Genomic DNA, 12672 nt, shown 5'->3' on the forward strand with positions numbered 1-12672 from the left:
ATGGTTGAGTTCGCATTACCTAAAAATTCAAAAATTACTAAAGGTAAAAAATACAAGCAAGGTTCCAAGGATAATAACACTAAATTATTCAAAATTTACAGATATGAACCTGAATCAAATGCAAATCCTAGAATTGATACATTTGAGATTGATTTAAATAAATGTGGATCTATGGTACTCGATGCATTAATAAAAATAAAGAGTGAACTAGATAGCACATTAACATTTAGAAGATCTTGTAGAGAAGGTATTTGTGGCAGCTGTGCAATGAATATTGATGGAACAAACACATTAGCTTGCTTGAAACCAATTGAAGATATTAAAGGAAGCGTAAAAATTTATCCATTACCTCATACAGACGTTGTTAAAGATTTAGTTCCAGACTTAAATATGTTTTACGCTCAATTAAAATCTATTAAGCCTTGGTTACAAACTGAAAGTAAAAATATTAAAGGAAAAGAAAGATTGCAATCACCTGAAGAAAGAGACAAATTAGATGGGTTATACGAATGCATACTATGCGCGTGTTGCTCAACTAGCTGCCCTAGTTACTGGTGGAATGGCGATAAATATCTTGGTCCAGCAGTATTGCTTCAAGCATATAGGTGGATTATTGATAGTAGAGATGAGGCCACTAAAGAAAGACTAAACGATTTTGAAGATGAATTTAAATTATACAGATGTCATACTATAATGAATTGTACAAAAACATGTCCTAAAGGATTAAATCCTGCTAAAGCTATAAGTAAAATAAAAAATATGATGGCTTCAAGAGTATAAAAGTAATTATGAAAATATTTAAATTTGGTGTTATTGCACTATTTATTCTTTTAACTGGATGTAGCTCAAAAAAATCTGATATAGAATATAAAACAATTAGCGAATACGAATTATTTGAACAAGGAAAAAAAGAAGTACAATCAGGTAATTTTAAAGAAGCAATTAAAACATTAACAAAACTTGAAAACGAGTACCCTGCTTCTGATAATTACTCAGATACATTAGTACTTAAGGCTTATTCTTATTATGCAAATGATAAATATACTGATGCAATCTTAACTGTAGATGATTTTTTACATCAATTTCCTATAAATAAAAATACTTCTTACATGTATTTTATAAAAGGTATGTCTTATTATAACCAAATTATGGATATAGGAAGAGATCAAGAATTTACTTTAAATGCAAAAAAAGAATTTGAAATATTAGTCAATTTATTTCCAGGTTCAAAATATGCTAATGATGCAAAATGGAAACTAGAATATATTGATAATATTTTAGCTGGCAAAGAAATGGATATTGGTAGATTTTACTTGCGCATTCATAAACCTATTTCTTCAGTTAATAGATTTAAAAATGTAGTTGATAACTACCAGACTACTATATTTATACCAGAGGCGCTTTATAGGCTAGTTGAGGTTTATTATATATTAGGTATAAAAGAAGAAGCTATTAGATATGCTTCAGTTCTTGGCTATAATTATCCTAATAGTACTTGGTATAAAAAATCTTATCAATTACTTACTTTAAAATCTAAAAAAAGCAAATAACTTAAATTAAAGAACTTTTGAATTCAATGTATATAGGAGATTACAAGATCAATCCTAAAAAATCAATCCATATTATAGGAATCGGTGGCATTGGTATGAGTGGATTATCAAAATTACTACATAAAAATCAATTTCTTGTTCAAGGCTCTAATATAAAAGAAAATTCTCAAATTAAGGAGTTACGAAAATTAGGAATTCACATATTTATTGGCCACCATAGTAAAAATATCTCGAATTGTGATTTAATTGTGAAATCTTCAGCAATAAAAAATGATAACGAAGAAATAAAAGAGGCAAAAAACAAATCTATACCACTTATATCTCGTGCAGAGTTACTTTCTAATATAATGCAAGATAGTTATAATATTTGTATTACAGGAGCTCATGGTAAAACATCAACAACTTCTTTAGTTTACTCTATACTAAAAAGCATTGATATTGATCCAACTGTTATTTGTGGAGGAATAATTAATTCTATAAACAGCAATGTTGCAAAGGGAAGTGAAAATGTAAATGTTGTGGAAGCAGATGAATCAGATGGCACATTTATAGTATTACCAACTAATATTAGTATTATTACTAACATTGATGCTGAACACTTAGATTACTATGGAAACCTTCAAAATATTATAAATGTATATACACTTTACATTGATAAATGTCTTCTTAAAGATCTAGTAATAACGTGTAATGATTGCAAAAATCTTAAGCAAATCAATACTAAACATGTTAATCATCAAAAGCTTATATCTTATGGAACTGATTCCGAAAATTGCGATATAAAGGCTATTAATTTAAAAAATACTAATAAAGGTGTAAAATTTGACATTTTAATATCTAAAAAAGGTCAAAAAATTCTATCTCAAGATATTAATATAATTAAAAACATCTTGTTAAAAAATTATGGCAAACATAATATTTTAAACGCTTTATCTGCCATTATTATATATCTTTTTAAAGGTGGTAAAAGACACTTAATAAATTCAGCTCTAAAAAATAACTCAGGAGTTAAAAGAAGATTTACTAATATAGGCAAAATAAATAACATTAATTTTATTGATGATTATGCTCATCATCCTAGTGAAATTAAAGCAACTTTAGAAGTTGCTAAAGAACATGCTAGTATAAACTGTGGAAAAATAATAGCAGTATTTCAACCACATAGATATTCAAGATTAAAAGATCTATATGATCAATTTTTGACATCATTTGGTCAAGCTGACTCATTAATTGTCTTGGATGTTTATGCTGCAGGAGAAACAAGCATTAATAATATTTCAGCAAACCATTTCGTAAAAGATATAAAAAAAACATTCATTAATGCATTTTATTGTAGAAATATAACAGAATTAGAAAATAAAATTATCCACTTGTCTAACCCTAGAGATCAAGTAGTTTTTATGGGAGCTGGAAATATTTCAGATATTGCTAAAGAATTATTTAATCGATACCATCTAAAAACAACTACTAAATTATAAAATACTTATAGAGTGTCATATAGAAAAGATATATGAATACTGATAGAAACTTAACCAAATATGCAACCTTACAAATTAAATAAAATATGAAGGTTGATATAATAAAACTATAAATGAGGAATAAAATTTGGGTAAAAGGGTTAAACAAATAAATAAAAAGTTTGTTTAAAAAGTAGACTTACTTTATAAAACAAACTAAATAATTAACATCTAATTTGTCAGATAAAAACCATTCTTTCTTAATTAAATTATAACTCATTCCCTTTATATCAAGTATTTTAAAATCATTATTATCCATTATTCTAATAAGTTCTTCAGGTTTAACAAATTTATTCCAATCATGAGTCCCTATAGGCAGCCATCTTAATATATATTCAGCTGTAAATTTAGCCTGAATTAATGACTTTAGTGTCTTATTTATTGTAGAAACAAATATAATACCATTTTTTTTAACCAATTTAGAACATTCAAATAAAAAATCTTCTAAATTATCTACGTGTTCTACTACTTCCATGTTGAGAACTATATCAAACTTATCAGAATAAGTTTGAATCAATTTAGTTGTACTAGTACATTGATAATCTACTTTTATATTGTTTTCTTTTATATATTGTTTGGCAATTTTTATATTTTTTTCTGATGGATCAATTCCAGTAATATCTGCTCCAAGCCTTGCCATTGGCACTGATAATAATCCACCACCACATCCTATATCTAAAATTTTAAGATTAGCTAAAGGTTTGCTCGTTGTATTTTTTATATTAAAATAATTAATTAAATTCTCTTTTATATATTTAATTCTAATTGGATTAATATCGTGAAGAGGTTTAAATTTACCAGATTCATTCCACCACTCTTCTGCTAAATCAGAAAATTTTTTAATCTCATTTTTATTAACATTATCTTTATTAGGCATTTCCTGAATATGGTGCAATAAATGAAGAATCTTTAATTCCTAGCTGTTCAATGGCAAATGACCATTTATTCTTAATTTTATGAGAAAATATTAATTCTATTTTTGGCTGAATTATAAACCAACTATTTTCTGCAATCTCATCTTCTAGTTGGTTAGAGTCCCATGCACTAATGCCTCTAGCTAGCAAAAATTTTGACTTATTACTTTTAATAATAAAGTTTTTAACAAAATTTTGTATATCAGTATGTAAAACTATAGACTGTAGTGAGCTAAATTGTTGCTCTTGTTTTTTATCTATACTTAAAGCGATTATTCTTTCTGTATTCACTGGACCACCAAAAACAATTGGCAATTTTTCATCTTTGATTTTATCAATATTTTTATCAAAAAGTTTTAATAATTCATGATTTGAAACTGAGCCTATTTCATGATTTAATATAACTCCTAAAACTCCATTTCTATCATGCATAAATATATATATTAGAGATTTTTCAAAAAAACGATCTTCCAATTTGGGGGAAGCTATTAGTATCTTTCCTTCAAGTGAGTTAAAATTAGTTTTCATAAAATACCTACTATTATTCACCAAGTAGCCATAGGAGGCATAGACATAAGAATGGCTTCAGTATTACCATTAGTCATTAAACCAAATTTTGTGCCTCTGTCATATAATAAATTAAATTCCACATATCTCCCTCTTTTTTCTAGTTGTATAGATTTTTCTACTTTTGTCCATTTTTTCATAATATTTCTCTTTATAATACTAAAAAAAGCCTTTTTAAATTGTACACCAATTTCTTTAGTAAATTCAAAATCTTTTTCCCAGTTACCACTGTTTAAATAGTCATAAAAAATCCCACCAACCCCTCTAGACTCCTTTCTATGAGGTAAATAAAAATATTCATCACAATTTTTTTTAAATCTTGAGTAATAATTTTTATCAAATTTATCGCATGCTATTTTAAAATGTTTATGAAATAATTCTGTATCAGAATTATTTGGAAAAATTGGAGTTAAATCTCCACCGCCACCAAACCATTGCTTAGTTGTTACAATCATTCTTGTGTTAAAATGAACTGCTGGAATATGTGGGGAATTCATATGTGCAACTAAAGAAATTCCACTAGCCCAAAAATTATTATTGTCATTTTCACACCCAGGTATTTCTTTTGCAAATTGATCAGAAAATTCTCCATAAACTGTGGATATATTTACTCCTACTTTTTCAAAAATTGATCCACGCATGATTGACATTTCACCACCACCTCCTCCATCTCTATCCCATTTTTTACGTTTAAAAGACACAGATGATCCAAATTCATTTTCTATCTTTTCAAATTCATCACATATATTATCTCTAAGTTTTTTAAACCAATTGCTAGCTAACCCTTTTTTGTTACTAAATTTATCCATTTATTCAGTCTCTAAAAATTTAGAGACTTCTAAAGCTGCCATACAACCTGTGCCAGCAGCTGTAACAGCCTGTCTATATATCTTATCTTGAACATCACCTGAAGCAAAAATACCTGGTGTACTTGTTTTTGTACTATCTGGATGAGTTATTATATAACCTTCATCATCCATATCAATTGACCCTTTAAATAATTCTGTATTAGGTTTATGACCAATTGCAATAAAAATTCCATCAATTTTTATTTTATCCTCTCTTCCTGTTTTTAAGTTTTTAATTTTTGCTCCTTCCACAGATAAAGGTTTATCTGTGCCAAGTACCTCAAGCAAAACAGTATCCCATAAAATGTGAATTTTAGGATGATTAAATAATCTTTCTTGTAAAATTTTTTCTGCCCTTAAACTATCCCTTCTATGTATTAAAGTTACTTTTGAAGCATGATTAGTGAGGTATAAAGCTTCTTCAACAGCTGTATTACCACCTCCAACAACAATAACTTCTTTATTTTTATAAAAAAATCCATCACATGTTGCACAACCAGAAACACCAAATCCCATATATTTTTTTTCCGATTCAAGTCCTAGCCATTTAGCTTGAGCTCCTGTTGCAATAATAATTGATTTTGCTTCGTATACATTCCCACTATCACCTGAAGCAATAAAGGGGTTTTTTGTTAATTCAACATTTTTTATTGTATCGTTAATAAATTCCGTGCCAGCTTTTTCAGATTGTTGCTTCATTTGCTCCATTAACCATGGCCCCTGTATAGTTTCTGCAAATCCTGGATAATTTTCAACATCTGCAGTTATTGTAAGTTGGCCACCAGGCTGACTACCTGAAACTAAAATAGGGTTGAGCGCAGATCTTGCAGCATAGATTGCTGCACTGTAACCTGCGGGTCCCGAACCTATTATTAAAACTTCTGTTTTGAATTTTTTAAATGTCATAGGTTAAATTTCATCAGAATTTTCACTTAAATAATTTTTAATACCTTCGGTATCAGGCTTAATAGTTGCTTTACCAGGCTTCCAATTTGCGGGACATACTTCACCATGCTTTTGATGAAAATCAAGTGCATCAACCATACGAAGAGCTTCATCAACACTTCTACCTAATGGCAAATCATTGACTACTTGATGTCTTATAACAAAATTTTCATCAATTAAAAAGGTTCCTCTTAGAGCAATAGATTGATTAATTAACACATCATAGCTACGTGAAATGTCTTTTGTAATATCTGAGACTAATGGATATTTTATATTTCCTATTCCACCATTATTAATAGTAGTGTTTTTATATGCTAAATGAGAAAAATGAGAGTCTATACTAATTCCAATAACTTCTGTATTCTTTTTCTTAAATTCTTCAAGTTTCTTGTCAAAAGCAATAATTTCTGATGGACATACAAATGTAAAATCTAAAGGATAAAAAAATATAATTCCCTTTTTACCAGATAAAAATTTACTCAAAACAAAATTTTCGTTTACTGAACTATCTCCCATAATTGCAACAGCTTTAAAATCAGGAGCTTTCTTACCAATCAAAAATGACATAAATTAACCTCGGTTTATTTTTTAATCTGATAATAATATATTGTAGCTGTTACAAAAATACAAGATAATGAGTTATAAATCTTTAATGATGGAAAATTTTATTAAGTGTGGGTTTATGTTTTTTGCAAATCTATAAGAATAGTCAAATGCAATACTATATTTATTATCAATTGTATAAGTAAATTTTGTATTGATTTTTCTCTCAGTTTTCTTTGCATTTAGAAGGGAATGGTGTTCTATATGAGATTTTAGTTTTTCTTTTTGTTCATCAGTTAATCCTTTAGTGGATATTTTTTTATAAATTGAAGTAAACTCATACCTTTCATAAGAATTTTTATATAAATAATTGTTTTCAAATGAAAGCATAACTAATATATCATCTGCAAACCTTAATCCTAAATTTAAAGTAACAAACAAATCTTTGTTTTTAATATTTGGATTTACTCTAGTAGCTAACATAATTTCATAAAAATTATTTTTCAAAAATTTAAAATCAAAATTTTTTGCATATGATATTCCAAATTTGAAAGTTGGATTAGCAATATCTGTACCACCTTCACCATGTATAGCAGCAGGAAACCCTAAAATAGTATCAATGGATAAGCGTTGATTTTCTTTTTTAAAAAGTAAAGTTCTAATCCCAATTTCATAATCTACTCCAACAAAACTCATTTTGCCTCTGAAATTATTTAATGGAATAGATGGGTTATTTATTGCTTTATTTTTTTCTTCTTTATTTATTATTAAATCACTGCAAATTCTTTGTATATCTAGCTTGCTTAATAATGTAAATCTATCTGATAAACCTTGCTCTTTATATTTAGTTAAAATTAACTTTTTTGTATCATCTTTAAAATTTAGAGCCGTATTGTTGTCCAAATTATAATTAAATGAACTAGAATAACCAGGATCAATAGTTAATCCATATTCATAATATTTTTTATCCTTTTCTCTTTCCCAAGCATAACCAAATACAAAGTATGGAGTAAATAATAACTTTATAAATAAAGCATTAAAAATTACTTTAAAACTTCCCATTGTTTTTTCTTCTTCCGACTATCTCTGCGTAGATACTAATTGATGAGAGAAATATTGCAAGAAAAAAAAGAGCAAAAAACATTATAAAAAGTGGATATAGCATAGATTCATGAATCTTTGGGCCAGAAAAAGTAAAGACACTATTTTTTTGATGTAACGTAGCCCATAAATTAACAGAGAATTTTATTATAGGTAAATCCAATAATCCAAAAATAGCAAATACTGAGGAAATTTTTGCTCCTCGTAATTCGTTTTGAAAAGAATTCCTAATTAAAAAATATATAATTTCAAAACAAAGTAAGATTAACATTGAAGTAAGCCTCGCATCCCAAATCCACCACGTCCCCCAAGCAGGCTTACCCCATATAGCGCCTGTTATTAAGGTTGAAGTAGTGAAATATAAGCTTACATATGCAAAAGATTTAGCAAGTATGTCGTATAAAGGATTTTTTAAAGCTAAAAATAATATAGAAGCAATGCTTAATAATAAGTAAAAGCAAACTGATAACCATGCTGATGGGACATGAAGGTATAAAATTTTTACTAAGTTAAGCTGCAGATAATCGTCTGGAGCTTTATAAAAAACAAAATAAATACCCAAAATAAAAAAACATAATGATAATATAAAGCTGCTTATAGAAATAGGGATAAGAAATTTTTTAAAAATTTTATAGTTTAGCATGCTTATATAAATTAGTTTTATATTATATTATCTTATTTACCACCACCAAGCTGATGAACATAAATAGCTAATTGTCTAATTGTTGAATCAGATAATTTCCCTTGCCAATATGGCATAACTCCAGCTCTACCATTATATATTACATCATATATGGTTTTGTAATCACTACCATATAACCAAATTGCATCCTTTAAATTAGGGGCACCAAATTCTTTTCCACCTTCTGCATTCTTTCCATGGCAAGACGCACAATGTTCTTGATATAGCTCATTTGCTTTTTTATTTGAATAATCTCTGTTGTTTAGGTTAAGGATATATCTTGTTAAAGCATCTATTTGGCTAGAATCTAAAATTTTATCTCTGCCAAAAGCAGCCATAGCTGAATCTCTCGTTTCATCATGTCCTGATCTAATTCCATATTTTAAAGTAGTATAAATATCATCAATTGTCCCTCCCCATAGCCATGCTCCTGCCGTAAGATTAGGATATCCAATGTTGCCACCTCCTCCTTTTCCGTGACATACTTCACAATTATTTTGAAAGGCAGATTTCCCACCAGCATTAGCAAATTTTAATAAATCCTTATTCTTTAATATCTCTTCAAAAGTACTTTTGTCAAATTTTTCTTGATATTTATTCCTTATCTTATCAATTTTTTCTAAACCATCTTTGAGTTCTTTTCTTGCAGACCAATTTAAAAAACCTTTTCCATTTGGCACAGGCCAACTCGGATAAAGAAGCCAATAAACTAATGCAAAAAATAAAGCTATATAAAAAAATAATCTTAACCAAAATGGATCAGGATTATCATATTCTTTAATCCCATCCCATTCATGACTGGTAGTTTTTGGCTCGTTATTTTTTTTTGTTGTTAACTTGCTTTTGTTCATCATCTAAAGGTATTTTGCTTATGGATTTATATATTTTTTTAGAATTAGGTCTAAATACCCAAAATAAAAGTCCAACTACACTTAATGCTAAAAAGGATAAAGTTACTATTTTTATATATAATATAGTATTCATATTATTTTACCAATTTCTGCCCTTATTACTAGTTAAATCAATTTTATTTCCAAGACTTTGTAAATATGATACCAGTGCGTCCATCTCTGTGATTTTATTACTTTTTTTATTAAATTTCCTTATAGCAATTTTATCTCCATACCTTTTTTTAAAACCTTCAATTGCAGTGGAGTCTTGACTAATTCCAAGCTGAACATTTAAGTCATTTTTAAAATTATTTTGATACTCTTCTGTATAAGGCATTCCTGCAAATTGTAAAGCTAACATTTTATTTTTTATATCATCTATCTGTAATTCTCTATTTAATAAAAAAGGATAAGCTGGCATTATAGATTCTGGAACTAAAGACTGAGGATGATATAAATGTTCTACATGCCATTCATCTGAATATTTTTCCCCAACTCTTGCTAAATCTGGCCCTGTTCTTTTAGAACCCCAAACAAATGGATAATCATACATACTTTCTATTGCTAAAGAATAATGCCCATATCTCTCTACTTCATCAACCAATCTTCTTATTTGTTGACTATGACAACCATAACACCCTTCTCTTTTGTATATAAAAAATCCTTGCAATTCTAGAGGTGTATATAATCTAAGTTGATCAGTTTTTTCTAAAGAAATTTCTTTTTTAAATAAAGGGAAAATTTGTATAATAGCTCCAATAGAAGTAACAAAAATAATAAGAATTAATAGTATAAAAATCTTTTTTTCTATTTTGCTATGAAAATTACTCATAAATTAGATCAGCTATTATTTTTTGTTATTTTTAACTATACCAAGCTTACTATCTTTTATAGTTTTTATTGTATTATATACCATAATTAATGCTCCTAACCAAAATAATAAGCCTCCTAATGCTCTTATAAGATAATAAGGGCTCAACACCTTAACTACTTCTATAAATGAATATTTCAAAAATCCCATGTCATCGTAACTTCTCCACATTAAGCCTTGTGTAATGCCAGCAGTCCACATAGAAGTTATGTATAGGACTATTCCTAAGCAAGCTAGCCATAAGTGAATGCTAATCAATTTGACAGAATACATTTCTTTTTTGCCCCATAAATCTGGTATCATATGATATAATGCTCCAAAGCTAATTAGCGCAACCCAACCAAGTGCTCCAGAATGAACATGACTTATTGTCCATTCAGTATAGTGACTTAAGGCATTGACAGATTTTATTGCCATAACAGGACCTTCAAAAGTGCTCATTCCATAGAAAGCAACAGCTATAATTAAGAACCTTAATACTGGATCATTGCGCAACTTATACCAAGCACCAGATAAAGTCATAATTCCATTTACCATTCCACCCCATGATGGTAACCATAGAATGATAGACATAGTCATTCCTAAAGTTTGAACCCAATCAGGTAATGATGTGTAAATTAAATGATGAGGACCTGCCCATATATAAATAAAGATTAATGACCAAAAATGTAAAATTGATAGCCTATAAGAATAGACAGGTCTATTAGCTCTTTTAGGAACAAAATAATACATTATGCCTATAAAAGCTGCTGTAAGCCAGAAGCCAACAGCATTATGGCCATACCACCATTGAATCATCGCAGACTGTACACCAGAGAAGAAAGATATACTTTCAGCACTATTCCAAGATATAGGGATGCTTATATTATTTCCAACATGAAGAACGGCTATAACGATTATAAAAGCCATAAAGAACCAATTTGCAACATAAATATGTGGTTCTTTTCTATTTTTTAAAGTCATTAAATATACAAATAAATATAGTAGCCATGTAACTGTAAGTAAAATATCAGCATACCATTCTGGTTCAGCATATTCCTTTCCTTGAGTTATACCCATTACATATCCAGAAACTGCTAATAATAAGAATATTTGAAAAGAATAAAAAATAAAGCTCACAATTTTTGATGAATAAATTCTTACTTGGCATGTTCTTTGAAGGACATAAAAAGACGCACCCAATAAAACATTACCACCGAAAGCAAATATCACACCACTAGTATGAATTGGCCTTAGCCTGCCAAAAGTTGTCCACTCAATGCCAAAACTAAGCTCTGGAAAAACCATTTGAAATGCTATAAAAACACCTGCTCCCATTCCAATAATTGCCCAAAATAATGATGCAATAGCAAATAACTTTATATTTTTATAGTCGTAATTGACTATATTCATAAGGGATTATAAAAAAATTTTTAAGTAAGGTATCATAAGTTAAAAAGCTAATCAATAAATTGCATATATATGAAAAACGTAATTCTATTTGAGCATAAGCAAAAATAGTAGCTATACTAATAGTTAGGAGTAAGAGTTGCTATAAATAGTTTAAAAACAACCTGAGTTGCAGATAAAGAATTATAACAAATCTTATAATCATGAAGCGCAGTATCTCTCAACAGTCATCTCGATTTATAATTTTCGCAACTGTAATCACGAAGGAGGGATATTGCACCCTATCACCCAAAGTCATCACGAAGTAGGAATGCAATTCCGACTGTGGTGATCCAGAATTGTTATCGTATTTACATTTGTTGATAATTTTCCTGGATTGCCACAGATGCTTGAGGAGCATCTTCGCAATGACAAAGCTGAAATACAATTCTTATCTGCTATTCGAGTTAAAATAGTATTAAAACTTAACGTAATCTTAACGTTTTTTCTAAAAACCTTAACCTAATTTTAACGTTTGATAGGTATTATATCAGTATAAATTAAATTTTTAAAGGTGATAGATTATGGAAACAAAAACATGTGATAGACAATTATGGAATGCTGTTAGAAAAAACAATCTAGAGATGGTTAAACGCCTTGTAGAATCAGGAAAATGCTCTCAAGAGGTAATAAAAAAATTGTTATTTAATCAATATGGCTATTTACAAAAGAGCTTTAATGGAATAAAGGAAGAATTAATTAAAAATAACCATTTAGATAAAAATTTATTAGAAGGTCTTATCTCTAAAGAAGAAATTAACGAATTAAGTGAAAAATATCAAGCTCAACAAGAATGGAGAATAAAAGAAGATTGTA

At 28.4% G+C, this 12672-nt stretch carries 15 protein-coding genes; 4 read left to right on the forward strand and 11 right to left on the reverse strand.

The window, feature by feature from the left end; all coding sequences use genetic code 11:
- From h2es_RS05420 to murC, 3 genes are read left to right on the forward strand one after another with little or no spacing between them, the layout of a single operon-like run.
- A complete protein-coding gene (locus h2es_RS05420; protein ID WP_154512105.1) occupies nucleotides 1–780 on the forward strand; it encodes a succinate dehydrogenase iron-sulfur subunit in 780 nt (259 codons plus the stop codon).
- Between the two features lie 8 nt (nucleotides 781–788).
- Complete coding sequence (locus h2es_RS05425; RefSeq protein WP_154512107.1) at nucleotides 789–1550, forward strand: outer membrane protein assembly factor BamD; 762 nt, start codon at nucleotides 789–791, stop codon at nucleotides 1548–1550.
- A 26-nt stretch (nucleotides 1551–1576) separates the two neighbouring features.
- Nucleotides 1577–3028: a UDP-N-acetylmuramate--L-alanine ligase gene (gene murC, locus h2es_RS05430; RefSeq protein WP_154512109.1), complete on the forward strand. Its 1452-nt coding sequence runs from the start codon at nucleotides 1577–1579 to the stop codon at nucleotides 3026–3028.
- A gap of 178 nt (nucleotides 3029–3206) precedes the next feature.
- Here the strand turns inward: murC and ubiG are convergent, their stop codons facing one another.
- From ubiG to ccoN, 11 genes are all read right to left on the reverse strand, one after another.
- The gene (ubiG, locus tag h2es_RS05435) at nucleotides 3207–3944 is read right to left on the reverse strand and encodes a bifunctional 2-polyprenyl-6-hydroxyphenol methylase/3-demethylubiquinol 3-O-methyltransferase UbiG (protein WP_154512111.1); all 738 of its coding nucleotides are present in this window, start codon (nucleotides 3942–3944) and stop codon (nucleotides 3207–3209) included.
- Nucleotides 3937–4509, reverse strand: a complete 573-nt coding sequence (locus tag h2es_RS05440) for a YqgE/AlgH family protein (RefSeq protein ID WP_126044330.1) — start codon at nucleotides 4507–4509, stop codon at nucleotides 3937–3939. Before h2es_RS05440 ends, ubiG begins: the two co-directional genes overlap by 8 nt.
- Before the next feature lie 17 nt (nucleotides 4510–4526).
- Complete coding sequence (gene hemF / locus h2es_RS05445; protein WP_154512113.1) at nucleotides 4527–5357, reverse strand: oxygen-dependent coproporphyrinogen oxidase; 831 nt, start codon at nucleotides 5355–5357, stop codon at nucleotides 4527–4529.
- Nucleotides 5358–6302, reverse strand: a complete 945-nt coding sequence (trxB, locus tag h2es_RS05450; RefSeq protein ID WP_154512115.1) for a thioredoxin-disulfide reductase — start codon at nucleotides 6300–6302, stop codon at nucleotides 5358–5360. It abuts the gene before it with no gap.
- A gap of 3 nt (nucleotides 6303–6305) precedes the next feature.
- A complete protein-coding gene (locus h2es_RS05455) occupies nucleotides 6306–6908 on the reverse strand; it encodes a peroxiredoxin (protein WP_154512117.1) in 603 nt (200 codons plus the stop codon).
- Nucleotides 6909–6980: 72 nt separating this feature from the next.
- The gene (locus h2es_RS05460) at nucleotides 6981–7946 is read right to left on the reverse strand and encodes a hypothetical protein (protein WP_154512119.1); all 966 of its coding nucleotides are present in this window, start codon (nucleotides 7944–7946) and stop codon (nucleotides 6981–6983) included.
- Nucleotides 7933–8628, reverse strand: a complete 696-nt coding sequence (gene ccmC, locus h2es_RS05465) for a heme ABC transporter permease CcmC (RefSeq protein ID WP_154512121.1) — start codon at nucleotides 8626–8628, stop codon at nucleotides 7933–7935. Before ccmC ends, h2es_RS05460 begins: the two co-directional genes overlap by 14 nt.
- Before the next feature lie 32 nt (nucleotides 8629–8660).
- Nucleotides 8661–9521, reverse strand: coding sequence for a cytochrome-c oxidase, cbb3-type subunit III (gene ccoP, locus h2es_RS05470; RefSeq protein WP_154512123.1), 861 nt, complete (start codon nucleotides 9519–9521; stop codon nucleotides 8661–8663).
- Complete coding sequence (locus h2es_RS05475; protein ID WP_154512125.1) at nucleotides 9484–9651, reverse strand: cbb3-type cytochrome c oxidase subunit 3; 168 nt, start codon at nucleotides 9649–9651, stop codon at nucleotides 9484–9486. The genes ccoP and h2es_RS05475 overlap by 38 nt, the downstream gene beginning before the upstream one ends.
- 6 nt (nucleotides 9652–9657) lie before the next feature.
- Nucleotides 9658–10389 carry a cytochrome-c oxidase, cbb3-type subunit II gene (gene ccoO, locus h2es_RS05480; protein ID WP_154512126.1) on the reverse strand — a complete coding sequence of 244 codons (732 nt, stop codon included), beginning with the start codon at nucleotides 10387–10389 and terminating at the stop codon, nucleotides 9658–9660.
- Nucleotides 10390–10404: 15 nt separating this feature from the next.
- Nucleotides 10405–11820, reverse strand: a complete 1416-nt coding sequence (gene ccoN / locus h2es_RS05485) for a cytochrome-c oxidase, cbb3-type subunit I (protein WP_154512128.1) — start codon at nucleotides 11818–11820, stop codon at nucleotides 10405–10407.
- Nucleotides 11821–12380: 560 nt separating this feature from the next.
- Between ccoN and h2es_RS05490 the strand changes: the two genes are divergently transcribed.
- Nucleotides 12381–12672: hypothetical protein (locus h2es_RS05490; protein ID WP_154512130.1), on the forward strand; the 292-nt coding region annotated here is incomplete at its 3' end.

Source organism: Rickettsiales endosymbiont of Trichoplax sp. H2, assembly GCF_009690945.1.
GTDB lineage: Bacteria > Pseudomonadota > Alphaproteobacteria > Rickettsiales > Midichloriaceae > Aquirickettsia > Aquirickettsia rohweri.